The sequence below is a fragment of the Streptomyces sp. NPDC039423 genome (assembly GCF_055598725.1).
Window position 1 is genome coordinate 30,012 of sequence record NZ_JBVKAH010000010.1, and the last position, 24,147, is coordinate 54,158.

The window sequence follows — 24,147 nt, forward strand, 5'->3', positions numbered from 1 at the left end:
AGCCGCGTGGCTGGGTAGCTCAGTTGGTACGAGCGTCCGCCTGAAAAGCGGAAGGTCGCCGGTTCGACCCCGGCCCCAGCCACCGCAGCCCATCAGGGCGAACGGCCCCACCGATGATCATCGGTGGGGCCGTTCTCATGTCCGCGCGCCGACGGTCGGCGAGACACGACCTAGCCGCGGGTGTAGGTGAGGAACACCGCCCCGCTCTCCAGGACGGTGTGGGCCGTCAGGTCCCAGACGCGCGGATCGAACGCTGCCGTGCGACCGAAGAGGGGGATGCCGGTGCCGATGGTCAAGGGGCCCAGCTTGACGATCAGCCGGTCGATCTCGGGGTAGAGCGCGCCCGCCAGTTCGCCGCCGCCGATCAGCCAGAGGTCCTTGCCGTCCTCCTGCTTCAGCTCCCGGACCTTCGCCAGCGGGTCGGTCGCGACCAGTTCCACGGCCGGGTCGGGGCTCTCGGTGAGAGTGGTGGAGAACACCAGGTGCCGCAGGTGCGGATAGGCGTCGGTGAGGCCGGCCCGGAGGCCGATCTCGTACGTCTTGCGTCCCTCCAGGACGGTGTCGAAGTGGGTGCCCGCCGCGGTGATGGACAGGGCCTGCCTGGCCGGGGCGGGCAGGGTCTCGGGGTACTCCGCGGCCAGGTACCGCACGTAGTCGGCGGGGACCGGCCAGAAGCCGTCCGGACCCGTGGGGTCGGCGCCGTCGGGCCCGGCGATGAAACCGTCGACGGTGGCGGCGATGTAGTAGACGAGCTTGCGCACGGAGACTCCCTGGAGGATCGGTGGCCGGGTGGCGGTGGGGGGTAACGGGTGGCGGTGCGTACGGGGCGGATCGGGCGAGGGCCCGGGATCTCCGCGCGCCGGAAGGGTCAGCCGTGCTCGGGAGCGGCCCACTCGACGAACTGGACGATCACCCCGCTCGGATCGGTGACCTGGAACAGGCGCTCGCCCCAGGGCTCCTCGCGCAACGGCAGGGTGATAGGAACCCCCGCCTCACGCAGCCGCTCCTCCTGCTCCCGCAGACCCGAGGCGACGGTGAAGGCGAGGATCAGACCACCGACGCGCTGATCCCGCTGCTCGGGCGGCAGCACCTCGGTGCCGCGGGCGAGCAGGATGACGTCGAAGGCGTCGTCGTGCGACAGGGCGACGAAGCCGTCGGCGGCCTGCCGGACGGAGTAGCCCAGGTGGGTGGTGAAGAAGTCCTGCGAACGGGTGACGTCGCCGACGGTGAGCGAAACGGTGGAGGCGGTGAACTGCACGGGACTCCCTGGATGCGGTGCGGGACGGTACGGACGGACTCCGCGGCCACGGCGGCGCACGCCTGGGCATGCCCGCCGTCGACCGGCGTAAATTTACGACGATGGCAAAGTTAGCCCGAGCCACCGTTACTGTCAACATAAAAATGCTACGAGGGTAAGATTGCGTCATGGATACCCAGACGCCGGCCCCGGGGGCCGGACTTCGCGAGACGAAGAAGCAGGAGACACGGCAGCTCATCTCCGACCACGCGACACGGCTGTTCATCGACCAGGGATTCGAGCGAACGACCATCGCCGAGATCGCCGCCGCCGCCCGCGTCGCCAAGAAGACCGTCACCAACTACTTCCCGCGCAAGGAAGACCTGGCACTGGACCACCAGGAGCAGTTCGCCACCTCGCTGGCCCGGGCCGTCGAGGCCCGGCAGCCGGGCGAATCGGCGCTGGCCGCGCTGCGCCGCGCCTTCGCCGAGTCCGTCGCCTCCCAGGACCCGGTCGCCGGGTTCTCCGGCCAGGAGTTCGCCCGCATGATCGCCGACAGCCCCACCCTGAGCACTTGCGTGCGCGGCCTCCACGACCGGCGCGCGCACCACCTCGCTCAGGCGCTCGCCGAGGCCACCGGTGCCCGGCCCGACGACATCACCGTCCGGACCGCCGCCGAACTGCTGGGCACGGTGCACCGCATGCTGTTCCACCGCATCCAGGAGCTCACCCTCGCCGGACACCCCGGCGACCGGATCGCCCGGACCATCACCGCCGAAGCCGACCGGGCCTTCGGCCTCCTGGAACCCGCCCTGTCCGACTACGCCACCGCTTAAGGTCGTGTCCGGAAAGTCTCGCCTGGCCCGCCCTCCGGGCGGACGCCGATACTTTCCGGACACTCCCTAGGACGGCGTCCCGGGTCCGCTCGACGCGGTACACGGAGGAGCGCACCGCCCCGGGGGGCCCGGCCGGAGCCGGCCCCCCGGAGCGGTGTCAGGCCCGCTCGCGGCCGCGCCAGCCGCGTACGCCGAGGGTGACCGCGACCACCGCGACGACCCCCAGCAGCAGCGCCCAGTCCGGCACCACGCGTCCCACGCGGGACGCCCACTCCTCCGCCGCGTACGAGTCGTCGACCGACAGCAGGCCCGGCAGCGCGGTCGTACCGTCGAAGACGAGGAACAGCACGCCCAGGGTGACGAAGAACAGGCCCGACAGCAGCGACGTGCTGTGCGCCTCCCAGCGGCCCACCCGCAGCGCACGCCCCCGCAGCCAGCCGCGCCGCCCCAGGTCGTAGCGGTTCCAGAGCAGGGCCAGCACGAACAGGGGCACCGCCATACCGAGCGCGTACACCGCCAGCAGCAGGCCCCCGTACGCCGGGCTGCCGCTGAGCGCCGCGACCGTCAGGACGCTCCCCAGGATCGGGCCCGCGCAGAACCCGGCCAGCCCGTACACCAGGCCCAGGGCGTACACCGGAAGCGCCGACACGGGCCGGATCCGTCCGCTCACCTCGGTGATCCGGCGCGGGGCGAACCCCAGGCCGGCGGCCTGCGCCAGGCCCAGCGCGATGATCGTCCAGCCGCCGGTGGCGACCAGCAGGTCCCGGTGGCCGTAGAAGAGCCGCCCCGCGAAGGAGCCGGCCGCGCCGAGCGGGACGAGCGTGGTGGCGAGACCGGCATAGAAGATCCCGGTACGGGCGAGGAGCCGGGCCCGGCCGTCGATCGAGTACGCGAAGAACGCCGGCAGGAGCAGTGCGCTGCACGGGCTCAGCAGCGCCAGCAGCCCGCCGAGGAAGGCAGCCAGGTAGCCGATGTCCGTCACCGTCCGGCCTCCCGCGCGGCGGCCTCGATCGCACTTGTGAACGTTTCCATGGGCTGTGCGCCCGCGATCGGCCGGCCGTTCACGAGGAACGACGGGGTGGACGTGGCGCCCAGGGCGTACGCCTGCTCCCGGTCGTCGGCGACGGCCTCGCGCGCCGCCGCGCTGTCGAGGTCGCGGGCGAAGCGGCCGAGGTCGGGGACGCCCGCCGCCCGGGCGAGGGCGGTCACCCGCTCGGGGCCGAAGCCCTGCTCCTTGGCGCCCTCCGCGAAGGCGGCCCGGTGGAACTGACGGAACCGTCCCTGCCGGCCGGCGGCCCAGGCGGCGCGCGCCGCGCGCTCGGACTCCTCGCCGAAGATGGGGAAGTTGCGCCACTCGATGCGCAGGACGCCCCCGTCGACGTACTTCTCGATCAGCTCGGGCTCGGTCTCGCGGGCGTACTTCCCGCAGTAGCCGCACTTGAAGTCGGCGTATTCGATCAGGACGACGGGGGCGTCGGCGCGTCCGACGGCCAGCGGGTCCCCGGCGTCGCGCCGGGCGTACCGCTCCAGTTCCGGATGAACGCCGGCCGGCGCCCCCTCGGAAGCCTCGGCGACGACGGCGGGGGACCGCTCGGCCGGCTTGGTGGCGGTGTACGAGACGAGGCCGAGCAGCGCGGCCGCGACGACGACACCCGCGCCGAGGAGGTACGGCTTGGACGTGGGCATGGGGGAACTCCTGTACGCATGGGGAAATGACCGGCGGGACGAGGGGACGGCACGCCGGCTATACGCGCAGGATCGACAGGTCCTGGGGGGAGGGCGGCGCGAGCGGGGGCGGCCCCCGCTCCGGCCGGACGTCCGGGACCGCGGCGGCCGCGTCCCACGCCGCCCCGTCCGCCGCGCGCGCCACGTGCGGGGCGGACAGCGGCTCGCCCCGGGGACCGGGGCGGGGCGGCACGGCGGGCGTCAGACCGCCCCGGTCGTCGAAGGGATCGCACCCGGGCGGCCGCCCCGGAGCACCGGCCGCGTCCCTGCCACGCACCGCGGGCACCGCGGGCACGGCGGGCACGGCGGGCACGGCGGGCACCGCGTGTACCGCACCCACCGCACGGGGCGCCGCCCCGCCGGCCTCGTACCCCGGCCACGGACCGGCGCCGGGGCCCGGGCCCGCGAGCAGCAGGGTGCCCAGCAGCACCAGCACGGCGGCCGCGGCGCGGCTCCACCGGTCGCCGGCACAGCGCATGGGCACCGCCTTCCAGGGTCGTCCGGGGGTCATCGACTCGCCGGAAATGGTACGGGGAAATCGGTTCGCCACTCCGTCGCCGCGGGTGAGATCCTGGACCAGGTATGTCTACTTCCTTCGCCGACCTCCAGACCCTGCTGGCCGAGGTCTCGCTGCGCGACGCGCACCGGCTCGGCCGCCGTCTCGAAGGCGCCCGCCGCATCCGCAAGCCCGAAGCCCGGCAGGCCGTGCTGGACGAGATCGCCGCCGAGGCCGGGAAGGCGGCCACCCGTACCGCCGAGCGCGCGGCGCGCGTGCCGGAGGTCTCGTACCCCGAACAGCTTCCGGTCAGCCAGAAGAAGGACGCCATCCTGGAGGCGATACGCGACCACCAGGTCGTGATCGTCGCCGGTGAGACGGGGTCCGGCAAGACGACCCAGATCCCCAAGATCTGCCTGGAGCTGGGCCGCGGGGTGCGCGGCATGATCGGCCACACGCAGCCGAGGAGGCTCGCCGCCCGCACGGTCGCCGAGCGGGTCGCGGACGAACTGAGGACGCCCCTGGGCGAGGCCGTCGGCTGGAAGGTCCGCTTCACCGACCAGGTGAACCAGGACGCGACCTTCATCAAGCTCATGACCGACGGCATCCTGCTCGCCGAGATCCAGACGGACCGCGAGCTGCGCGCCTACGACACGATCATCATCGACGAGGCGCACGAGCGCAGCCTCAACATCGACTTCCTGCTCGGCTACCTGGCCCAGCTCCTCCCCAAGCGGCCCGACCTCAAGGTCGTGATCACCTCCGCGACCATCGACCCCGAGCGCTTCTCCCGCCACTTCGGCGACGCGCCGATCGTCGAGGTCTCCGGCCGTACGTACCCGGTCGAGGTGCGCTACCGCCCGCTCCTGGAGGACGACTCCGAGGAGTCCGACCGCGACCAGATCACCGCCATCTGCGACGCGGTCGACGAGCTCCAGGCCGAGGGCCCGGGCGACATCCTGGTCTTCCTCTCCGGTGAGCGCGAGATCCGCGACACGGCGGACGCGCTGGTCAAGAAGAAGCTGCGGAACACCGAGGTCCTCCCCCTCTACGCGCGCCTCTCGCACGCCGAGCAGCACCGGGTCTTCCAGGCGCACTCCGGCCGCCGGATCGTCCTCGCGACGAACGTGGCCGAGACCTCGCTGACGGTCCCCGGCATCAAGTACGTCATCGACCCCGGCACCGCCCGCATCTCCCGCTACAGCCACCGCACCAAGGTGCAGCGCCTGCCGATCGAGCGGATCAGCCAGGCCAGCGCCAACCAGCGCAAGGGCCGCTGCGGCCGTACGTCGGACGGCATCTGCATCCGGCTGTACGACGAGGAGGACTTCCTCGCCCGTCCGGAGTTCACGGACGCCGAGATCCTCCGGACGAACCTGGCGTCGGTCATCCTCCAGATGACGGCCGCCGGGCTGGGCGACATCGAGAAGTTCCCCTTCATCGACCCGCCGGACCACCGCAACATCCGCGACGGCGTGCAGCTCCTCCAGGAGCTGGGGGCGATCGACCCGGCGCAGAAGGACCCCAAGAAGCGGCTCACGCCAGCGGGCCGCAAGCTCGCCCAGCTCCCCGTCGACCCGCGGCTGGCCCGGATGGTGCTGGAGGCCGACAAGAACGGCTGCGTCCGCGAGGTCATGGTCATCGCGGCGGCCCTGTCGATCCAGGACCCGCGCGAGCGGCCGGCCGAGAAGCAGGCGCAGGCCGACCAGCAGCACGCCCGCTTCAAGGACGAGACGTCCGACTTCCTGGCGTTCCTGAACCTCTGGCGGTACATCCGCGAGCAGCAGAAGGCGCTGTCGTCGTCCGCGTTCCGCCGGATGTGCAAGTCGGAGTACCTCAACTACCTGCGCATCCGCGAATGGCAGGACATCTATACGCAGTTGCGTACGGTCGCCAAGCAGATGGGCATCCATCTCAACGACGAGGACGCTCCCGAGGACCGCGTGCACGTCTCGCTGCTCGCCGGTCTGCTCTCCCACATCGGGATGAAGGACGTGAAGACCGCCGGGGGGGAGGGCGGGAAGAACACGGCGAAGAACGAGTACCTGGGCGCTCGCAGCGCCAAGTTCGCGGTCTTCCCCGGTTCCGCGCTCTTCAAGAAGCCGCCCCGCTTCATCATGTCCGCCGAGCTGGTGGAGACCTCCCGGCTGTGGGCGCGGGTCAACGCGAAGATCGAGCCCGAGTGGATCGAGCCGCTGGCCGGCCACCTCCTGAAGCGCACGTACAGCGAGCCGCACTGGGAGAAGGACCAGGCGGCGGTGATGGCGTACGAGAAGGTCACCCTGTACGGCGTGCCGATCGTCGCCCAGCGCAAGGTGAACTACGGGCGCATCGACCCGGAGGTCAGCCGGGAGCTGTTCATCCGCAACGCCCTGGTGGAGGGCGACTGGCGCACCCACCACAAGTTCTTCGCGGACAACCGCAAGCTGCTGACCGAGGTAGAGGAGCTGGAGCACCGGGCACGGCGCCGCGACATCCTCGTGGACGACGAGACGCTGTTCGACTTCTACGACCAGCGGGTGCCCGAACACGTCGTGTCGGGCGCGCACTTCGACTCCTGGTGGAAGCACAAGCGCCAGGAGGAGCCGGACCTGCTCGACTTCGAGCGCGAGATGCTCATCAACGAGAAGGCGGGCGCGGTCACCAAGGCCGACTACCCCGACTCGTGGCGGCAGGGCGCGCTCACGTTCCGGGTGACGTACCAGTTCGAGCCGGGCGCGGACGCGGACGGCGTCACCGTGCACGTCCCGCTCCAGGTGCTGAACCAGGTCACCGACGAGGGCTTCGACTGGCAGATCCCGGGCCTGCGCGAAGAGGTCGTCACCGAGCTGATCCGCTCGCTGCCCAAGCCGGTGCGCCGCCACTACGTCCCGGCGCCCAACTACGCCAAGAAGTTCCTGGAGCGGGCGGTGCCGCTCCAGGAGCCGCTGACCGTGACGCTCGCCCGCGAGCTCCAGCGGATGGTCGGCGTCCCGGTGGACGCGGACGACTTCGACCTCTCCCGGGTCCCCGACCACCTGAAGATCACTTTCCGGATCGTCGACGAGCGGCGCCGCAAACTGGCCGAGGACAAGGACCTGGAGGCGCTGAAGCTCCGGTTGCGGCCCAAGGCCCGGCAGGCGCTCTCCAAGGCCGCCCAGGCCGCCACGGCGGGCCCCTCGGGCTCGGGGCAGTCCCTGGAGCGCACGGGGCTGACGGACTGGACGATCGGCACGCTCACCAAGGTCTTCGAGACCCGCCGGGCCGGCCAGCCCGTCAAGGCGTACCCCGCCCTCGTCGACGCCGGTGAGACCGTGTCCGTACGGCTCTTCGACACGGAGGCCGAGCAGGCGCGGGCGATGTGGCGCGGCACCCGCAAGCTGATCATGCTGAACATCCCGGTGAACCCGGCCAAGTTCGCCTCCGACCGGCTGACGAACCAGCAGAAGCTCGCCCTCTCCCGCAATCCGCACGGCTCCGTGCAGGCGCTGTTCGACGACTGCGCGACCGCCGCCGCCGACCGGCTGATCGCCGAGCACGGCGGCCCGGCGTGGGACGAGGAGTCCTTCAGGAAGCTGTACGACAGGGTCCGCGCCGACTTGGTCGAGCTGACGATCCGCACGGTGGACCAGGTGCAGCAGGTCCTGGCGGCCTGGCAGGCCTGTGAGCGCCGTCTGAAGGCCACGAACAGCCTGGTGCTGGTGAACAACGTCCAGGACGTGCGCGAGCAGCTCGCGGCCCTCGTGCCGCCCGGTTTCGTGACCGCGACCGGGCTGCGGCGCCTGCCGGACCTGATGCGCTACCTGGTGGCGGTGGACCGGCGGCTCCAGCAGATGCCCACCTCCGTCCAGCGCGACACCACGCGCATGGAGAAGGTCCACGAGATGCGGGACGAGTACGCCTGGCTGCTGGAGCAGCTCCCCAAGGGCCGCCCGGTGCCGCAGGAGGTCCTGGACATCCGCTGGATGATCGAGGAGCTGCGCGTCAGCTACTTCGCGCACGCCCTGGGGACGGCGTACCCCGTCTCGGACAAGCGCATCATCAAGGCGATCGACGCGGCGGCGCCCTGACGGGCGTGAGGGGACGGTCGCCGGGAGTGAGGTCGACCGGACCCTCTGACCTGCTGTACAGTTTGGTTCGCAGCCGCACGACGGCCGCAAACCAAGGTCCTGTGGAGCAGTTGGTTAGCTCGCCACCCTGTCAAGGTGGAGGTCGCGGGTTCAAGTCCCGTCAGGATCGCAGAGAGCAGTGACAGAAGGGCCCGTATCCCCCAGGGATGCGGGCCCTTCTGTCGTGCGCCTTGACGCGGTCATCCGCCACCGGTACCCAAGCAACAGGGAATCGGGGGCCCTTCACCGGAGGTGACGCGCATGGCGGCGGCATCCACAGCCAGGCACGAGACACGCGCACTGCTCCGCGCCCATCTGGCGGCCGCTTCCGGCTACCGCCACATCACCCGCCACTGCCCCGTCTGCCACCGCCTCCTGAGACTGGCCATGGAGTACCCGGACGCGTCCGAGGAGGAGCGGGAGGGCGCCGAACGGGCGGTCGAGGAGGAGCCGGCCGAGCCGGAGGACGAGGCCGGACGGGTGTGACGCGAGTCACGAAATACGTTTTGAAAACCGCTCAACTTACACCCTCCCTACAACAGCCCGATTTAATATGTGCAATTGCACCTTCCGGGAGGACCTCCGTCGGAGTGCCCATGGGGCGGCCCTCGACACAAAAAAGATCGCGCTGGACCCGGCGGAGTCCAGCGCGATCGGTGACGGGGCCCGTTGGGGCGGGCTCCCATCGGTGGAACTAGGGGTGGGCGGCCCGGGTTGGGGGACCCGGAAATGCCCGGTTCATACAGGGTGTTCAGGCCTCGCTGCGCTGCTGCGGAATGCCCGCCAGCAGGGCGCGGACCTCTGCCTCGCGGTACCGGCGGTGTCCACCAAGCGTGCGGATGGACGTGAGCTTGCCCGCCTTTGCCCAGCGGGTCACCGTCTTCGGGTCCACGCGGAACATCGTGGCAACCTCAGCGGGGGTCAGCAGCGGCTCGGCATCAGGGGTGCGAGCGGTCATGAGCGGCCTCCTCGGGAGAACCGAACCTTCTCGGTTCTTTCCTCTAAATTCTGCACCTTGACCCGCGTTGCCCGAAATGGCGGACGCGAGCCGAGTCGGTTATAGGACGAACGGCTTGTCCTCGGCACTACAACTACACCATCTGTCCAGCCACGTTCGGCCAAACCGATGGAATTGCCCTCTCAGGTGTCCATCAGCGGCGGAAGCCGATGGACCATGCCATAGCGGACAGTCACGTCACAGTGACGATCAGTCACAGAGCGATCAGGAGCCACCAGACCCCCCATAGCGTGCAATGCTGAGCCTTCCGCCCATAGGTGGACGGAAGGAGCCCTCCCCGGACTCCTTGTCCTATTTTGGCATGAGGTTGGGCGATGGGCGCAAGAGCCCAGTTAGTGCTATCCATCACGCTTGACACAAAGGCCCGGATCGGGACCAAGGGCCCGACCGGACGTCGCCGCGGGCAGGCTGCACCCCGCAGCGAGATCATGCGGGAGATCGGCCGCCGGGTCCACAGCCGGGACCCCGGACCGCCGGCGCGACCCCGGCCGGCGACATCATGTCAGTTGGCGTGCTGCCGGTTCCGTACCGAACGCCAGCGCTCCGTCAGCCGCTCGTAGGCCTCCCCGGCCCCCGCGCCGTCACCGGCGCGCAACGCCGCCAGCCCGGCCGCCACGTCCGCCGCCGACCGGTCGTCGGCCAGGAACTCCTCCGGCAGCGCGTGCACCAGGCCCCCGTAGTCCAGCTCGACCAGCGAGCGCGGGTGGAACTCCTCCAGCCACCGCCCCACGTCGACCAGACCCTCCGTCAGCGGACCCTCCTCCAGCGCGTCCCGCAGCGTCTTCAGCGCCCGCGCCACCCGCCGCCGCGCCTGCACCATCGGCGTCCGGTACCGCAGCCCCGGCGCCTTGCCCGGGCCGCCGGGGGCGACGTACTCCCGCTCCTCGTCCGCGAACAGCGCGAACCACCGCACCGGGACCTGCCAGAGCTCCGAGCGGATCCACGGCCGGGCGTCCGGGTTCCGCTCCCGCCACCGCTCGTGGTCCGCCTCCGCCTGGCCCCGCACCACCGGCGGCACCGCCGCGTCCAGCACCGACGGCGGCAGCAGCCCGGGCAGCTCCTCCAGGGCCAGCCACCCGCGCAGCCGGGTCCGCCACGGACACACGCACACCACCCCGTCCACCTCCGCGACGAACGCGTCGGCGCTCTCCCGCACGGGCACCACCACGGGCGGGGTGGCCAGCAGGCCGGCGAGCGAGCGGCGCAGCTCGTCCTGGGCGGTCGGGGCGGTCCCGCGGCGCGCGTAGCGGGCCCAATGGCCGCGCTCCGGCTCGGGGAAGGCCGCCAGCGGCTCGTACACGCGCAGGTACGACGCGTAGGGGACGAGGACCGAGGAGACGGCGGGCATGCCCGAATCCTTCCACGCCCGTACTCCGCGAGGGGGTGATCCGCCGCACTCGCTCTCATCTACGCGCAGGTAGGACTTACTCTCTTGCCGTCAAGGTCCTCCCCCACCCACAGGAGGGCCTCATCCGCCGCTTCGTACTTGGGAGTCACCACCGTGACCGATGTGACCGACGGCGTCCTGCACACCCTGTTCCGCTCGGAGCAGGGGGGCCACGAACAAGTCGTGCTGTGCCAGGACCGCGCCTCCGGCCTCAAGGCCGTCATCGCCATCCACTCCACCGCTCTGGGCCCCGCCCTCGGCGGTACCCGCTTCTACCCGTACGCCTCCGAGGAAGACGCCGTCGCCGACGCGCTGAACCTGTCCCGGGGCATGTCGTACAAGAACGCCATGGCCGGTCTGGAGCACGGTGGCGGCAAGGCCGTGATCATCGGTGACCCGGAACTGATCAAGACCGAGGAACTGCTGCTGGCCTACGGCCGGTTCGTCGCCTCCCTCGGCGGCCGGTACGTGACGGCCTGCGACGTCGGCACCTACGTCGCCGACATGGACGTCGTCGCCCGGGAGAACCGCTGGACCACCGGCCGCTCCCCCGAGAACGGCGGCGCCGGCGACTCCTCCGTCCTGACCGCCTACGGCGTCTTCCAGGGCATGCGCGCCTCCGCCCAGCACGCTTGGGGCGACCCGACGCTGCGCGGCCGCAAGGTCGGCGTCGCCGGTGTCGGCAAGGTGGGCCACTACCTGGTGGAGCACCTGCTGGAGGACGGCGCCGAGGTCGTCATCACGGACGTGCGCGAGGAATCGGTTCGCCGGATCACGGAGAAGTTCCCGCAGGTCACGGTGGTCGCGGACACCGACGCGCTGATCCGCACCGAGGGCCTGGACGTCTACGCCCCGTGTGCGCTCGGCGGCGCGCTGAACGACGACACCGTTGCCGTACTGACGGCGAAGGTGGTGTGCGGCGCGGCCAACAACCAGCTCGCGCACCCCGGCGTCGAGAAGGACGTCGCGGACCGCGGCATCCTCTACGCGCCCGACTACGTCGTCAACGCCGGTGGCGTGATCCAGGTGGCCGACGAGCTCCACGGGTTCGACTTCGACCGGTGCAAGACGAAGGCCGCGAAGATCTTCGACACCACGCTGGCGATATTCGCACGTGCGAAGGAAGACGGCATTCCGCCGGCCGCCGCGGCCGACCGGATCGCCGAGCAGCGCATGGCGGAGGCCCGCCGGGGGTAGCTCCCGGTGAGTCGCGGTGAGCCGTGGTCGACGGCGACGACCCGCCGGCCGGCTCGACCATGTCCCCCCGCAGGGAGACATGGCTCACGCCGGTCGGCGGGTCGACCCGCGAGAAGGGGTTAAAATCGCAGCTGACCAGCGAGGACGGGGCTCCTCGTCGGTCCTGCTCCGAGGCGCGTCATGCGGGCGGCGTACCGTATGGCCGCGGAAGCAGGTACCGTTGAAGCCCTACGGGCCGGTCTCTCCGCGGAGAGTCCGTTCCGACTCATGAACGCGTGTCAAGACTCTGGGGCCGTCGAGCCCCGTCACCGAGGGGGTCGAGCCATGGGGCGCGGCCGGGCCAAGGCCAAGCAGACGAAGGTCGCCCGCCAGCTGAAGTACAACAGCGGCGGGACTGACCTGTCGCGTCTGGCCAGCGAGCTGGGCGCTTCTACTCCGCAACCGCTCTCGCAGCCGCCGAACGGCGAGCCTTTCGAGGACGACGACGAGGAAGACGACCCGTACGCCCGCTACGCGGAGCTGTACAACGACGACGATGACGAGGACGAGGAGTCCGGTCCGTCGTCACAGCGTCGCGGTGCTTGACGCCTGATTTCCACTCGACCCGGTCCGGGGCCCGCCCCGGACCGGGTTCTGTGCTGCTCAGGCGGAGTAGTCCCCGACCAGCTCGGCACCGGTGGTGTGCTCGCCGCGCTCGGTGATCTCACCGGCGACCCAGGCGTCGACGCCCCGGTCCGCCAGCGTGGTCAGGGCCACCTCGGCCGACTCGGCGGGGACGACCGCCATCATGCCGACGCCCATGTTCAGGGTCTTCTCCAGCTCCAGCCGCTCCACCCGGCCGGCCCGGCCGACCAGGTCGAACACCGCGCCGGGCGCCCAGGTCGACCGGTCGACCGTGGCGTGCAGCCCGTCCGGGATCACCCGGGCGAGGTTCGCGGCCAGGCCGCCGCCGGTGATGTGGCTGAACGCGTGCACGTCGGTGGTCCGGGTGAGCGCCAGACAGTCCAGCGAGTAGATCTTGGTGGGCTCCAGCAGTTCCTCGCCGAGCGTCCGGCCGAACTCCTCGACCTGCTGGTCCAGGCGCATGCCGGCCCGGTCGAACAGCACATGGCGGACGAGCGAGTACCCGTTGGAGTGAAGGCCGGAGGACGCCATGGCGATGACCACGTCCCCCGTACGGATGCGATCGGCGCCCAGCAGGCGGTCCGCCTCCACCACGCCCGTACCGGCACCGGCGACGTCGAAGTCGTCCGGGCCCAGCAGGCCGGGGTGCTCGGCGGTCTCGCCGCCGACGAGGGCGCAGCCGGCCAGGACGCAGCCCTCGGCGATGCCCTTCACGATGGCGGCGACCCGCTCGGGGTGGACCTTGCCGACGCAGATGTAGTCCGTCATGAACAGCGGCTCGGCGCCGCACACGACGATGTCGTCCATGACCATCGCGACCAGGTCGTGGCCGATCGTGTCGTAGACGCCCATCCGGCGGGCGATGTCGACCTTCGTACCGACACCGTCGGTGGCGGAGGCCAGCAGCGGGCGCTCGTAGCGCAGAAACGCGGAGGCGTCGAAGAGGCCGGCGAAGCCGCCCAGGCCGCCGAGGCCGGCGACCTCGGGGCGCTGCGTCTTCTTCACCCACTCCTTCATCAGCTCGACGGCGCGGTCGCCCGCTTCGATGTCGACGCCCGCGGCTGCGTAGCTGGCACCGGTGGTCTCAGTCTCAGACATGACTGTGAGAACTTTCGTGTCGTACTGCAGGGATTGCGGGTGGTCCTACGGGCGGCGGAGGGCGTCGGCCGCGGCCGTGGCGGCCGGACCGGCGGCCAGCTCGGTCTCCAGGAGCTGCTTGCCGAGCAGCTCGGGGTCCGGCAGTTCCATCGGGTACTCACCGTCGAAGCAGGCGCGGCACAGCTTCTGCTTCTCGATGGTGGTGGCCGCGATCATGCCGTCGATGGAGATGTAGGAGAGGGAGTCGGCGCCGAGGGACTTGCCGATCTCCTCGACCGTCATGCCGTTGGCGATCAGCTCGGCCCGGGTGGCGAAGTCGATGCCGAAGAAGCACGGCCACTTCACCGGCGGGGAGGAGATCCGGATGTGGACCTCGGCGGCCCCGGCCTCGCGGAGCATCCGGACGAGCGCGCGCTGGGTGTTGCCGCGGACGATCGAGTCGTCGACGACCACCAGGCGCTTGCCCTTGATGACTTCCTTCAGCGGGTTCAGCTTCAGGCGGATGCCGAGCTGGCGGATGGTCTGGGACGGCTGGATGAAGGTCCGGCCGACGTACGCGTTCTTCACCAGGCCGGCGCCGAACGGGATGCCGCTGGCCTCCGCATAGCCGATCGCGGCGGGCGTGCCGGACTCCGGTGTCGCTATGACCAGATCGGCGTCGACGGGCGCCTCGGCGGCCAGCTTGCGGCCCATCTCCACCCGGGAGAGGTACACGTTCCGGCCGGCGATGTCGGTGTCCGGGCGGGCCAGGTACACGTACTCGAAGACACAGCCCTTGGGCTTCGCTTCCGCGAATCGCGAGGTGCGGATGCCGTTCTCGTCGATCGCGATCATCTCGCCCGGCTCGACCTCGCGGACGTAGGCGGCACCGCAGATGTCGAGGGCGGCGGACTCGGAGGCGACCACCCAGCCGCGCTCCAGCCGGCCGAGGACCAGCGGGCGGATGCCCTGCGGGTCACGGGCGGCGTAGAGGGTGTGCTCGTCCATGAAGACCAGCGAGAAGGCGCCCCGGACCTCGGGAAGGACCTTGGCGGCCGCCTCCTCGATGGTCAGCGGCTTGCCGTCGTCGTCGACCTGGCCCGCGAGGAGCGCGGTGACGAGGTCGGTGTCGTTGGTGGCCGCCACCTGCGTGGCACGGCCGTCCTTCTTGGGGAGGTCGGCGACCATCTCGGCGAGCTGGGCCGTGTTGACCAGGTTGCCGTTGTGGCCGAGCGCGATGGAGCCGTGGGCGGTGGCCCGGAACGTCGGCTGCGCGTTCTCCCACACGGAGGCACCGGTGGTCGAGTAGCGGGCGTGACCGACCGCGATATGACCCTGGAGGGAACCGAGGGAGGTTTCGTCGAAGACCTGGGAAACCAGGCCCATGTCCTTGAAGACGAGGATCTGGGAGCCGTTGCTGACCGCGATTCCCGCGGATTCCTGACCCCGATGCTGGAGGGCGTAGAGCCCGAAGTACGTGAGCTTTGCGACCTCTTCACCCGGAGCCCAGACACCGAAGACGCCGCAAGCGTCCTGGGGGCCCTTTTCGCCGGGAAGCAGATCGTGATTGAGTCGACCGTCACCACGTGGCACGCCACCGAGTGTAGGCGAGATCGACCACTGGTCCGAATTGGGGACGGGCCCGGGGCCGAGGCGCTGAGGCGAGGATTCCGCCCGGCCCGCCGACGGGTGGCTCCCGGACCCACCGCTGGTCAGCCGCCGTTCCCCGGCCGGACGGGTGCCGATCAAGCGCTGACCAGGCCTTGAGCGGGTCCATGGCGGGTTCGCCCGGGGCGTCCGGGGGCGGCCCGGCGGGCGGTCCGCGGCCGCCGCGGACCGGTGCCCGCCGCCACGGGGCCCACCGGGTGTGACGGACCTCGCAGCGGGGCCGGATGTTACCGGGCGGTGGGGGCGCCTGTCGCCCGCTTTTCCGCGCCGCCCGTGCGCCCGTCCGCGCCGTCGGCACCCGCCGCGAAGCCGGTCCCGCCCGGGGCGGTGACCGTGAGGGAGCGGTGGTCGATCACGTACCCGACCTTGCCCTTCATCACCTTGAGCAGGGCCTGCTCCAGCTCCATCGCCGGGCCCGCGCAGAGCTTGCGGGTGGTGACGACGCGGCCGAACGTCAGCGTCCCGCGGTCGCTGGTGACGGAGGCGCTGAACTGGTTGCAGCCGAGGTTCCCGCGTACGGAGTGGTCCTTGCCGAACACCAGGGACGCCTTGCCCTCGGTGCCGGGCGGCAGGGAGGTGGCGGCCTTGCCGGCGATCAGCGAGTCCACCGTCCACCTGGTGCCGGTGAGCGGCGCCGGGGGCTGCTCGCTCAGCCGGACCGTGTCGCCCCCGGCGGTGGTCAGCGTCAGCCGCCCGTCGGTCAGTTCGGCCGTGAGGCGCCCGGTGAGGGTGGCGCCGAGGGCGTCCTCGAAGCTCTGGAGGGGCTCGGGACAGCCGATCTCGGTCATCCCGGTGTCGCTGAGGGTGACGGTGTCGCCCTCGACGGTGGCCTTCGCGGTGAAGTGGTTGCAGCCGAGGTTGCCCTTGGCCCGGCCGCTGCCGTCGATCGCGAGGTGCGCGCCGGCCGGGGCATCGGTCCGCCTGCCGTCCACGGTGACGCTCTCGACCGTCCAGTGCACGCCGGTGACCGGGACGTCGGGGCGTACGGAGCCGCTGCCGTCGCCCGCGCCCGCGCGCCCGCCCTCGCCGCAGGCGGTGACCGCGAGGGCGAGGAGCGGGACGAGCGCGGCCGCGGCGGCCCGGGCGGGGCGCTGCTGCTTCTTCGGCTGGGTCGGCATGGTCGTCTTCGTCGGCATGGTGATGGGACGGACCGGGCGCGGGCCCGGTTCCGTCGCGGGGCCGTACGGGGGGTGCGGGGCGCTCAGCCGAGCACGGGCAGATGGGCGGAGATGTCCGCCCGTTCGCCGCTCGCGTGGACCCGGGCCGCGGACAGGGCGTCCGCCCAGGCCGTACGTCCCGTGGCGAGCCGGATCCAGGTCAGCGGGTCGGTCTCGACGACGTTGGGCGGCGTCCCGCGCGTGTGCCGGGGCCCCTCGACGCACTGCACCACCGCGTGCGGCGGCACCCGTACCTCCACCGAGGCACCCGGCGCCTTCCCCGCCAGCGCGTCGGCGAGCAGCCGGGTGCAGGTGGCGAGCGCACCGCGGTCGTACGGGACGTCGAGCCCGGTCGCGTCGTTCAGGTCGTCGGTGTGGACGATCAGTTCGACGGTCCGGGTGACCACGAAGTCGGCCAGGCGCACGCCCCCGAAGCGGGTGACGACCAGCCGGTCGTCCGGGGCCTCCAGGGCGGCGGCGAGCCCCCGCGCGGTCTCCTCGTACAGCGCGGCGAGGGCGGCCGGGTCCCGCGCGCCCGCCTCGGCGATCTCCCGGGTGTCGTGGTCGACGTCCCCGGCGAACCGGCGGGTGGCGAGCGGCCACTCCAGCAGGGTCAGGTCGCGGGTGGGCGGCGCGGGCGCCTCCACCCCGCGGATGAGCGACCGCATCGCCATGGTGACGTGCGCGGCCAGTTCACGGACCGTCCACTCCCCCAGCCTGGTCGGCCGCCCGAGCTGCTCGGGCGTGAGGGACAGGACTCCCCGGTGGACGTGGTCGAACTGCGCGAGCACGGCGGCCCGGGTCTTCGCCGGGTCGTAACTACGGGTTCGCTGGGTGCGCTTGGCCGGTGGCATGGGGTGAGGTTAGCCCTCCGCCGCATGACACGGCAGTGGGTGCGGGCGGACGATGGGAGAGGACGGCAACGACGGGTACGAAAGGCGGGAAACGACCATGAGCGAACACCCGGACAGTGCCCTGGTGCGCCAGGGATACGACGCCTTCACCAAGGGCGACATGGCGACCCTCGGCTCCCTGATGATGTCCGACTGCGCCTACCACCTGCCGGGGTCGAGCCAGGTGTCCGGCCACGCCAAGGGCCGTGACAACGTCCTGGCCCTGTTCGGCAGGCTCTTCGAACTGACCGGTGGGTCACTGCGCGTCGAGCTCGGCGGCGTCTTCGTGGACGGGCGCGGGCACGCCGTCACGTCCCACAAGTGGTTCGCCGAGCGCGGGGACCGCGGGATCGAGATGAGGGGCGGGCTCGTCTTCACGATCGTCGGCGGGAAGTTCACCGACATCGACGAGTGCGTCGAGGACATCGACGAGACGGACGCCTTCTGGGACACGCCCGCCTGACGGTGCCCGCCCGCACGACGGGCTCACGGCACGGCGGCCCCGCCGGGCCGGGACGGCGGGAGCCCCCGTCCCGGCCGGGCGGCCGGAGCGGGGGCTCCCGGAGCGGACGCGTCAGGCCAGCAGGCCCGGGATGGTCGCCTCGTACGCCGTGCGCAGCTCACCCAGCGTGACGGCGAACTCGTCCTGGACGTCGAGCTCGTCGCCGTCCACGACACCGATGCGGGTCGCGGGCAGACCGCGCGCACCGCACATGTCGGTGAAGCGGAGCTCCTCGCTGCGCGGGACGGCCACGACCGCGCGGCCGGCCGACTCGCTGAACAGGAACGTGAACGCGTCCAGCTCGTCGGGGACGACCAGGCGCGCACCCTTGCCCCCGCGCAGGCAGGACTCGACGACCGCCTGGACGAGGCCGCCGTCCGACAGGTCGTGGGCGGCGTCGATCATGCCGTCACGGGAGGCGGCGATCAGGATCTCGCCGAGCAGCTTCTCGCGGTCCAGGTCCACCTGGGGCGGCAGGCCGCCGAGGTGTCCGTGGACGACCTCGGACCAGGCCGAGCCGCCGAACTCCTCACGCGTGTCGCCCAGCAGGTAGAGGAGCTGGCCCTCCTCCGCGAAGGCGATGGGCGTACGGCGGTTCACGTCGTCGATCACACCGAGGACGGCGACGACCGGCGTCGGGTGGATCGCCACGTCACCGGTCTGGTTGTACAGCGAGACGTTGCCGCCCGTGACCGGCGTGCCCAGCTTCTGGCAGCCGTCCGCCAGGCCGCGGGTGGCCTCGGCGAACTGCCACATGACCGCCGGGTCCTCGGGCGAACCGAAGTTCAGGCAGTCCGAGACGGCCAGCGGCTTGGCACCGGAGGCGGCCACATTGCGGTACGACTCCGCCAGCGCGAGCTGCGCCCCGGTGTACGGGTCGAGCTTGGCGTACCGGCCGTTGCCGTCCGTGGCGATCGCCACGCCGAGGTTCGTCGCCTCGTCGATGCGGATCATGCCGGCGTCCTCGGGCTGGGCGAGAACGGTGTTGCCCTGCACGAACCGGTCGTACTGGTCGGTGATCCACGCCTTGGAGGCCTGGTTGGGGTGGGCGACCAGCCGGAGGACCTGCTCGCGCAGCTCCGCGCCGGAGGCGGGCCGGGGCAGCGCGCCCGCGTCGTCCGCCTGGAGCGCGTCCTGCCACTCCGGGCGGGCGTAGGGGCGGTGGTAGGTCGGGCCCTCGTGGGCGACGGTGCCCGGGGGCACGTCCACGATCTGCTCGCCGTGCCAGAAGATCTCCAGGCGGTCGCCGTCGGTCACCTCACCGATCACGGTGGCGATGACGTCCCACTTCTCGCAGATCTCCATGAAGCGGTCGACGTGCTGCGGCTCGACGATCGCGCACATGCGCTCCTGCGACTCGCTCATGAGGATCTCCTCGGGCGAGAGCGACGCGTCGCGCAGCGGCACGGTGTCCAGCTCGACGCGCATGCCGCCGGTGCCGGCGGAGGCGAGCTCGCTGGTCGCGCAGGACAGGCCCGCGCCACCGAGGTCCTGGATGCCCGCGACGAGCTTCTCCCGGAAGATCTCCAGGGTGCACTCGATGAGGAGCTTCTCCTGGAACGGGTCGCCGACCTGCACCGCCGGCCGCTTGGTCGGCTTGGTGTCGTCGAACGTCTCCGAGGCGAGGACCGAGACGCCGCCGATGCCGTCGCCGCCCGTGCGGGCGCCGTACAGGATGACCTTGTTGCCGGGGCCGGAGGCCTTGGCGAGGTGGATGTCCTCGTGCTTCATCACGCCGATGCAGCCGGCGTTGACCAGCGGGTTGCCCTGGTAGCAGGAGTCGAAGACGACCTCGCCGCCGATGTTGGGCAGGCCCAGGCAGTTGCCGTAGCCGCCGATGCCCGCGACGACGCCGGGCAGGACGCGCTTGGTGTCGGGGTGGTCGGCCGCGCCGAACCGCAGCGGGTCGACGACCGCGACCGGGCGGGCGCCCATGGCCAGGATGTCGCGCACGATGCCGCCGACGCCGGTGGCCGCGCCCTGGTAGGGCTCGATGTACGAGGGGTGGTTGTGCGACTCGACCTTGAAGGTCACCGCGTACCCCTGGCCGACGTCGACGACGCCCGCGTTCTCGCCGATGCCGACGAGCATCGCGTCGTTCTCGGGGGCCTTCTCGCCGAACTGCTTCAGGTGGACCTTGCTGCTCTTGTACGAGCAGTGCTCGGACCACATGACGGAGTACATGGCGAGCTCGGCACCGGTGGGACGGCGGCCGAGGATCTCGCGGATGCGCGCGTACTCGTCCTCCTTGAGGCCGAGCTCCTTCCAGGGCTGCTCGCTGTCCGGCGTCTCGGTGGCGTGCTTGACGGTGTCGAGGGTCATCAGGCGTCGACCAGCTTCTTGAGGATCGAGGTGAAGAAACCGAGGCCGTCCGTCTTGCCGGTGCCGACCAGCGGCTCGACGGCGTGCTCGGGGTGCGGCATGAGGCCGACCACGTTGCCGGCGGCGTTGGTGATGCCCGCGATGTCGCGCAGCGAGCCGTTGGGGTTGACGTCCAGGTAGCGGAAGGCGACCCGCCCCTCGGCCTCCAGCTCGTCGAGCACGCGCTCGTCGGCGACGTACCGGCCGTCCATGTTCTTGAGCGGGACCTCGATCTCCTGGCCCTGCTCGTAGTCGGCGGTCCAGGCGGTCCCCGCGTTCTCCACCCGCAGCTTCTGGTCGCGGCAGATGAAGTGCAGGTGGTTGTTGCGCAGCATCGCGCCGGGCAGCAGGTGCGACTCGGTCAGCACCTGGAAGCCGTTGCAGATGCCCAGGACCGGCATACCCGCCCTGGCCTGCTCGATGATCGTGTCCATCACCGGCGAGAACCGGGAGATGGCTCCGGCGCGCAGGTAGTCGCCGTAGGAGAAGCCGCCCGCCAGGACGACCGCGTCGACCTGCTTGAGGTCCTTGTCGCGGTGCCAGAGCGAGACGGGCTCCGCGCCCGCGAGCCGGACCGCGCGCAGCGCGTCCCGGTCGTCGAGCGTCCCGGGGAAGGTGACGACCCCGATACGAGCGGTCACGACTCCACCTTCACGACGAAGTCCTCGATGACGGTGTTGGCGAGGAACGTCTCGGCCATCTCGTGGATGCGGGCGAGGGCGGCGTCATCGACCGGCCCCTCCACATCGAGCTCGAAACGCTTTCCCTGACGGACGTCGGCGATCCCCTCGAAACCGAGGCGGGGCAGTGCGCGCTGCACCGCCTGGCCCTGCGGGTCGAGGATCTCCGGCTTGAGCATGACGTCGACTACGACGCGTGCCACTGGCACTCCCGGTGGTGTGTTGCGTGGGCGGTTCCCTCAGCGTACCTGTCTCCAAAATCTACGCGAGTAGACATCTGGAGGTCCCTACAAATGCCCCGGAGAACCGACCCGGAACCGCCGGGAAAAATCCCGGAAAAAAATGACCCCGGCCATTGCCGCCGGACACGCTGATGCAATTGGCTGGGCTTCACAATGTCACGCGTTCCGCTGTACAAAGGAATACAGAGGAAAGCAGCATTGCCCCTCAACAGCCGTAAATCCGGTATCGCCGCACGTCCGACGGGGAAACCACCGCGCCGGACAGGCCTGGGCGGCACACCGCGGGAAAGGACCGATATCCGTGGCGCAGCGCGTAGTGGTCACGCTCTTCGACGACATCGACGGAGGGGAAGCGGCGGAAACGGTCACCTTCGGCCTCGACGGTAAGACGTACGAGATCGACCTCAATCCCGCCAATGCAAAGAAACTGCGCACGGCCCTCGCGCCGTACCTGGCGGCCGGCCGCAGACGCTCCGCCCGGGGCGACGGCGGCCGCGGCGGCGCGGGCACGTCCCGCGCCGACTACACCCGCACCTCGCTCGAACCCGACCCGGCGGCCGTCCGCGCCTGGGCGCAGTCCAACAAGATGGACGTCCCCGCCCGCGGCCGGATCCCCAAGCGGGTCTACGAGGCCTTCCGCGAGGCGAGCTGACACCGGGGAAACGCCCCCGGACCGAGACCCCGGCGCCTCCCTCCGGCCGGCCCCTCGGACGCCGAGTTGCGCACCACCCCTGGTGATCCGCTAGAGTCTGGATCACGCCGAGGGGCAAGGCCGAAAGGCCCGAACCTCACGGAGCGTGCGGGTGTAGTTCAGTAGTAGAACATCCCCCTTCCAGGGGGAAGGCGCAGTGTGCGATCCCTGTCACCCGCTCTGCATCGCTTACCTCCCACTCTTGTGGATCAGGTACAGTGGTGTTCGCACCGCCCGGTGAAAGCCGGTCGGGAGCACTGCGGACGTGGCTCAGTTGGTAGAGCATCACCTTGCCAAGGTGAGGGTCGCGAGTTCGAATCTCGTCGTCCGCTCAGAGTGCGAAGGCCCCGGTCATCACGACCGGGGCCTTCGGCGTTCCCCGAGCCCTCCGGCGGCCCGCCCGATGACATTTGTCATCGCGGACCGGTGACGGCGCGGCCTGCCCTCGCCGTCCGGGCGGTACGAGCCTGGGGACATGACCAACGTGATTGAGGCGGAAGACGTCCGGCGCGGCTACGCGGGCGGGTTCGAAGCCGTGAGCGGGATCACCTTCTCCGTGGCACCCGGCGAGGTCTTCGCCCTGCTGGGCACCAACGGCGCCGGCAAGACCTCCACGGTCGAACTGCTGGAGGGCCTCGCCCGGCCGAGCGGCGGCACCGTGCGGGTCCTCGGGCACGACCCGTACACCGAACGCTCCGCCGTCCGGCCCCGGATCGGCGTGATGCTCCAGGAGGGCGGCTTCCCGGCCGACCTCACCGTCACCGAGACCGTACGCATGTGGGCCGGCTGCACCACCGGTGCCCGGCCGGTGCCCGAGGCGCTGGAGATGGTCGGGCTCGGCGGCCGGTCCCGGGTGCGCGTCAAGCAGCTCTCCGGCGGCGAGAAGCGGCGGCTGGACCTGGCCCTGGCCCTCCTCGGCCGCCCCGAGGTGCTGTTCCTGGACGAGCCGTCGACCGGGCTGGACGCCGAAGGGCGGCGCGACACCTGGGAATTGGTGCGCCGGCTGCGGGACGGCGGCACCACGGTGCTGCTCACCACGCACTACCTGGAGGAGGCCGAGACGCTCGCCGACCGGCTGGCGATCATGCACCGGGGGCGGATCGTCACCGCCGGGACGCCCGGCGAGGTGACGGCCGCCCGGCCCGCGCGCATCCGCTTCACCCTGCCCGAAGGGGTCCCGGCCGGCCGGCTGCCGCTGTCGCTGCGGGCCGCCGCGACGGGACGGGACGTCGAGATCCGTACGCACGAGCTCCAGGACACGCTCGGTGAACTGCTGCTGTGGGCCCGCGATACGGGCGTACGGCTCGAAGGGCTCGACGCCCGGTCCGCCTCCCTGGAAGAGGCCTTCCTCGACATCGCGCGTGACGAAACGGTGGGTGTGTGACATGGCGACCACGACGACGGACCGTCTGGCCGCGCTGGGCCGGGCCGAACTGACGCTCCTGGTCCGTAACCGGTACGCGCTGTTCACGGCGCTGCTGATGCCCTTGCTGATGGTGGGCGTGCTGCGGTCCTCCCTCAACCAGGTGGACCTCGACGAGGCCGGGATGAGCGCCCTGGAGGCGGCCATGAGCGGCGGCATCGTGATGATGCTGATCCTCGTCGTCTACCTCAACCTCGTCTCGGCGTACGTGGCGCGGCGCGAGGAGCTGGTGCTCAAGCGGCTGCGCACGGGCGAGGCCTCCGACCGGGAGGTCCTCCTCGGGACCGCGCTGCCCGCGGTGGTGCTGGCGGTGGCGCAGAGCGTCCTGATCGTGGTGGCGGGGGTGGCGTTCCTCAGCATGGGGGCGCCGCGGCGGCCCGAACTGCTCGTCGGGGGCGTGCTCGCGGGGGTGGTGATGCTGATCGCGCTGGCCGGCGCGACGGCGGCCCTCACCCGCACCGTGGAGAGCGCGCAGATCACCACCATGCCGCTGTTCCTGGTCTCGGCGATGGGCTCCGGGCTGTTCGTCCCGCTGGAGATCCTCCCCGACACGGTGTCCTCGGTGTGCGAACTGCTGCCGCTGACGGGTGTGATGACCCTCGTACGGGCCGGCTGGCTGGGCGGCGGGAGCGGCGCCGGGGAACTGGCCGGGGCGGCGCTGACGGCAGTGGCCTGGACGGTGATCTCGGTGTTTGCTGTGCAGCGGTGGTTCCGCTGGGAGCCACGGCGCTGAGGGCCGGCGCGGGACGGGCGCAACGCGACCGGACGCGGGCGGTACCCGGGGGCCGGCCGGCCCCCGGGCGGGCCCGTGGGGTCGGCCGGGCGGGGGAGCCCGGTGCGTACGG

The 24,147-nt window shown here is 71.3% G+C and carries 23 protein-coding genes and 4 tRNA genes; 13 read left to right on the forward strand and 14 right to left on the reverse strand.

The genetic code is table 11. The annotated features are described in order from the left end of the window. The first annotated feature begins 8 nt into the window (after positions 1-8). Positions 9-82: transfer RNA gene (locus ACZ7LK_RS27080), tRNA-Phe, on the forward strand. An 88-nt stretch (positions 83-170) separates the two neighbouring features. Here ACZ7LK_RS27080 and ACZ7LK_RS27085 read toward each other — a convergent pair. Next, positions 171-761 (reverse strand): dihydrofolate reductase family protein, encoded by a 591-nt coding sequence (locus ACZ7LK_RS27085; RefSeq protein ID WP_469463498.1) that lies wholly within the window; start codon positions 759-761, stop codon positions 171-173. 107 nt (positions 762-868) lie between these two features. Beyond that, positions 869-1,258: a VOC family protein gene (locus tag ACZ7LK_RS27090; protein WP_392276857.1), complete on the reverse strand. Its 390-nt coding sequence runs from the start codon at positions 1,256-1,258 to the stop codon at positions 869-871. A gap of 167 nt (positions 1,259-1,425) precedes the next feature. On the opposite strand from ACZ7LK_RS27090, the gene ACZ7LK_RS27095 reads away from it, so the two are divergent. Beyond that, on the forward strand, positions 1,426-2,073 hold the full coding sequence (locus ACZ7LK_RS27095; protein WP_392276856.1) for a TetR/AcrR family transcriptional regulator: 648 nt from the start codon (positions 1,426-1,428) through the stop codon (positions 2,071-2,073). A gap of 157 nt (positions 2,074-2,230) precedes the next feature. Here ACZ7LK_RS27095 and ACZ7LK_RS27100 read toward each other — a convergent pair whose 3' ends face one another. The 3 genes from ACZ7LK_RS27100 to ACZ7LK_RS27110 are packed head-to-tail and all read right to left on the reverse strand — an operon-like array spanning position 2,231 to position 4,309. Then, on the reverse strand, positions 2,231-3,055 hold the full coding sequence (locus ACZ7LK_RS27100) for a cytochrome c biogenesis CcdA family protein (protein ID WP_392276855.1): 825 nt from the start codon (positions 3,053-3,055) through the stop codon (positions 2,231-2,233). Beyond that, on the reverse strand, positions 3,052-3,759 hold the full coding sequence (locus ACZ7LK_RS27105) for a DsbA family protein (RefSeq protein ID WP_392276854.1): 708 nt from the start codon (positions 3,757-3,759) through the stop codon (positions 3,052-3,054). The genes ACZ7LK_RS27100 and ACZ7LK_RS27105 overlap by 4 nt, the downstream gene beginning before the upstream one ends. A gap of 58 nt (positions 3,760-3,817) precedes the next feature. Beyond that, the gene (locus tag ACZ7LK_RS27110; protein ID WP_471143882.1) at positions 3,818-4,309 is read right to left on the reverse strand and encodes a hypothetical protein; all 492 of its coding nucleotides are present in this window, start codon (positions 4,307-4,309) and stop codon (positions 3,818-3,820) included. 71 nt (positions 4,310-4,380) lie between these two features. Between ACZ7LK_RS27110 and hrpA the strand changes: the two genes are divergently transcribed. The 3 genes from hrpA (at position 4,381) to ACZ7LK_RS27125 (ending at position 8,868) form a co-directional block, all read left to right on the forward strand. Continuing rightward, entirely contained in the window at positions 4,381-8,343 is a 3,963-nt protein-coding gene (gene hrpA / locus ACZ7LK_RS27115) for an ATP-dependent RNA helicase HrpA (protein WP_471143884.1), read from the forward strand. Between the two features lie 95 nt (positions 8,344-8,438). Further along, positions 8,439-8,512, forward strand: a tRNA-Asp gene (locus ACZ7LK_RS27120). A gap of 131 nt (positions 8,513-8,643) precedes the next feature. Next, the gene (locus ACZ7LK_RS27125; protein WP_392276851.1) at positions 8,644-8,868 is read left to right on the forward strand and encodes a DUF6274 family protein; all 225 of its coding nucleotides are present in this window, start codon (positions 8,644-8,646) and stop codon (positions 8,866-8,868) included. 265 nt (positions 8,869-9,133) lie between these two features. On the opposite strand, the gene bldC is transcribed toward ACZ7LK_RS27125, so the two are convergent. Continuing rightward, a complete protein-coding gene (gene bldC / locus ACZ7LK_RS27130) occupies positions 9,134-9,340 on the reverse strand; it encodes a developmental transcriptional regulator BldC (RefSeq protein WP_003949541.1) in 207 nt (68 codons plus the stop codon). A gap of 562 nt (positions 9,341-9,902) precedes the next feature. Further along, positions 9,903-10,748, reverse strand: coding sequence for a DUF8083 family protein (locus ACZ7LK_RS27135; RefSeq protein ID WP_469463503.1), 846 nt, complete (start codon positions 10,746-10,748; stop codon positions 9,903-9,905). 153 nt (positions 10,749-10,901) lie between these two features. Here ACZ7LK_RS27135 and ACZ7LK_RS27140 point away from each other — a divergent pair, with 153 nt between their 5' ends. Together ACZ7LK_RS27140 and ACZ7LK_RS27145 are read left to right on the forward strand one after the other, a co-directional pair. Next, entirely contained in the window at positions 10,902-11,984 is a 1,083-nt protein-coding gene (locus ACZ7LK_RS27140) for a Leu/Phe/Val dehydrogenase (protein WP_392276849.1), read from the forward strand. 324 nt (positions 11,985-12,308) lie between these two features. Further along, positions 12,309-12,569, forward strand: coding sequence for a DUF3073 domain-containing protein (locus tag ACZ7LK_RS27145; protein ID WP_126886811.1), 261 nt, complete (start codon positions 12,309-12,311; stop codon positions 12,567-12,569). A gap of 57 nt (positions 12,570-12,626) precedes the next feature. Here the strand turns inward: ACZ7LK_RS27145 and purM are convergent, their stop codons facing one another. The 4 genes from purM to ACZ7LK_RS27165 form a co-directional block, all read right to left on the reverse strand. Continuing rightward, positions 12,627-13,706 (reverse strand): phosphoribosylformylglycinamidine cyclo-ligase, encoded by a 1,080-nt coding sequence (purM, locus tag ACZ7LK_RS27150; protein ID WP_471143886.1) that lies wholly within the window; start codon positions 13,704-13,706, stop codon positions 12,627-12,629. A gap of 45 nt (positions 13,707-13,751) precedes the next feature. Then, positions 13,752-15,278 carry an amidophosphoribosyltransferase gene (gene purF, locus ACZ7LK_RS27155; RefSeq protein ID WP_392276847.1) on the reverse strand — a complete coding sequence of 509 codons (1,527 nt, stop codon included), beginning with the start codon at positions 15,276-15,278 and terminating at the stop codon, positions 13,752-13,754. A gap of 302 nt (positions 15,279-15,580) precedes the next feature. Next, positions 15,581-16,489: an META domain-containing protein gene (locus tag ACZ7LK_RS27160; RefSeq protein ID WP_471143887.1), complete on the reverse strand. Its 909-nt coding sequence runs from the start codon at positions 16,487-16,489 to the stop codon at positions 15,581-15,583. 65 nt (positions 16,490-16,554) lie between these two features. Then, positions 16,555-17,364 carry a maleylpyruvate isomerase family mycothiol-dependent enzyme gene (locus tag ACZ7LK_RS27165; protein WP_469463506.1) on the reverse strand — a complete coding sequence of 270 codons (810 nt, stop codon included), beginning with the start codon at positions 17,362-17,364 and terminating at the stop codon, positions 16,555-16,557. A 97-nt stretch (positions 17,365-17,461) separates the two neighbouring features. Between ACZ7LK_RS27165 and ACZ7LK_RS27170 the strand changes: the two genes are divergently transcribed. Then, positions 17,462-17,866, forward strand: coding sequence for a nuclear transport factor 2 family protein (locus ACZ7LK_RS27170; RefSeq protein WP_392276844.1), 405 nt, complete (start codon positions 17,462-17,464; stop codon positions 17,864-17,866). A gap of 111 nt (positions 17,867-17,977) precedes the next feature. Here ACZ7LK_RS27170 and purL read toward each other — a convergent pair whose 3' ends face one another. Genes purL through purS form a run of 3 tightly spaced genes read right to left on the reverse strand, consistent with a single transcriptional unit; the run spans position 17,978 to position 21,149 of the window. Then, positions 17,978-20,227 (reverse strand): phosphoribosylformylglycinamidine synthase subunit PurL, encoded by a 2,250-nt coding sequence (gene purL / locus ACZ7LK_RS27175; protein ID WP_471143889.1) that lies wholly within the window; start codon positions 20,225-20,227, stop codon positions 17,978-17,980. Further along, entirely contained in the window at positions 20,227-20,907 is a 681-nt protein-coding gene (gene purQ / locus ACZ7LK_RS27180; RefSeq protein WP_392276842.1) for a phosphoribosylformylglycinamidine synthase subunit PurQ, read from the reverse strand. The genes purL and purQ overlap by 1 nt, the downstream gene beginning before the upstream one ends. Further along, positions 20,904-21,149, reverse strand: a complete 246-nt coding sequence (gene purS / locus ACZ7LK_RS27185; RefSeq protein WP_073756364.1) for a phosphoribosylformylglycinamidine synthase subunit PurS — start codon at positions 21,147-21,149, stop codon at positions 20,904-20,906. Before purS ends, purQ begins: the two co-directional genes overlap by 4 nt. Before the next feature lie 340 nt (positions 21,150-21,489). On the opposite strand from purS, the gene ACZ7LK_RS27190 reads away from it, so the two are divergent. The 5 genes from ACZ7LK_RS27190 to ACZ7LK_RS27210 all read left to right on the forward strand — a co-directional run bounded on the left by ACZ7LK_RS27190 (position 21,490) and on the right by ACZ7LK_RS27210 (position 24,035). Further along, a complete protein-coding gene (locus ACZ7LK_RS27190) occupies positions 21,490-21,840 on the forward strand; it encodes a histone-like nucleoid-structuring protein Lsr2 (protein WP_392276841.1) in 351 nt (116 codons plus the stop codon). Between the two features lie 147 nt (positions 21,841-21,987). After that, a tRNA-Gly gene (locus tag ACZ7LK_RS27195) sits at positions 21,988-22,059 on the forward strand. A gap of 79 nt (positions 22,060-22,138) precedes the next feature. Continuing rightward, a tRNA-Gly gene (locus ACZ7LK_RS27200) sits at positions 22,139-22,211 on the forward strand. A 143-nt stretch (positions 22,212-22,354) separates the two neighbouring features. Then, positions 22,355-23,263 carry an ABC transporter ATP-binding protein gene (locus ACZ7LK_RS27205; RefSeq protein WP_392276840.1) on the forward strand — a complete coding sequence of 303 codons (909 nt, stop codon included), beginning with the start codon at positions 22,355-22,357 and terminating at the stop codon, positions 23,261-23,263. A gap of 1 nt (position 23,264) precedes the next feature. Then, complete coding sequence (locus ACZ7LK_RS27210) at positions 23,265-24,035, forward strand: ABC transporter permease (protein WP_471143892.1); 771 nt, start codon at positions 23,265-23,267, stop codon at positions 24,033-24,035. Positions 24,036-24,147 lie beyond the last annotated feature (112 nt).

Excerpts from the sequence above, each read along its gene's own strand:
- ACZ7LK_RS27095 (WP_392276856.1), top strand. The coding sequence starts at position 1,426 with ATGGATACCCAGACGCCGGCCCCGGGGGCCGGACTTCGCGAGACGAAG.
- ACZ7LK_RS27105 (WP_392276854.1), bottom strand. The coding sequence starts at position 3,759 with ATGCCCACGTCCAAGCCGTACCTCCTCGGCGCGGGTGTCGTCGTCGCG.
- ACZ7LK_RS27110 (WP_471143882.1), bottom strand. The coding sequence starts at position 4,309 with ATGACCCCCGGACGACCCTGGAAGGCGGTGCCCATGCGCTGTGCCGGC.
- hrpA (WP_471143884.1), top strand. The coding sequence starts at position 4,381 with ATGTCTACTTCCTTCGCCGACCTCCAGACCCTGCTGGCCGAGGTCTCG.
- ACZ7LK_RS27125 (WP_392276851.1), top strand. The coding sequence starts at position 8,644 with ATGGCGGCGGCATCCACAGCCAGGCACGAGACACGCGCACTGCTCCGC.
- bldC (WP_003949541.1), bottom strand. The coding sequence starts at position 9,340 with ATGACCGCTCGCACCCCTGATGCCGAGCCGCTGCTGACCCCCGCTGAG.
- ACZ7LK_RS27135 (WP_469463503.1), bottom strand. The coding sequence starts at position 10,748 with ATGCCCGCCGTCTCCTCGGTCCTCGTCCCCTACGCGTCGTACCTGCGC.
- ACZ7LK_RS27145 (WP_126886811.1), top strand. The coding sequence starts at position 12,309 with ATGGGGCGCGGCCGGGCCAAGGCCAAGCAGACGAAGGTCGCCCGCCAG.
- purM (WP_471143886.1), bottom strand. The coding sequence starts at position 13,706 with ATGTCTGAGACTGAGACCACCGGTGCCAGCTACGCAGCCGCGGGCGTC.
- ACZ7LK_RS27160 (WP_471143887.1), bottom strand. The coding sequence starts at position 16,489 with ATGCCGACGAAGACGACCATGCCGACCCAGCCGAAGAAGCAGCAGCGC.
- ACZ7LK_RS27165 (WP_469463506.1), bottom strand. The coding sequence starts at position 17,364 with ATGCCACCGGCCAAGCGCACCCAGCGAACCCGTAGTTACGACCCGGCG.
- ACZ7LK_RS27170 (WP_392276844.1), top strand. The coding sequence starts at position 17,462 with ATGAGCGAACACCCGGACAGTGCCCTGGTGCGCCAGGGATACGACGCC.
- purL (WP_471143889.1), bottom strand. The coding sequence starts at position 20,227 with ATGACCCTCGACACCGTCAAGCACGCCACCGAGACGCCGGACAGCGAG.
- ACZ7LK_RS27205 (WP_392276840.1), top strand. The coding sequence starts at position 22,355 with ATGACCAACGTGATTGAGGCGGAAGACGTCCGGCGCGGCTACGCGGGC.
- ACZ7LK_RS27210 (WP_471143892.1), top strand. The coding sequence starts at position 23,265 with ATGGCGACCACGACGACGGACCGTCTGGCCGCGCTGGGCCGGGCCGAA.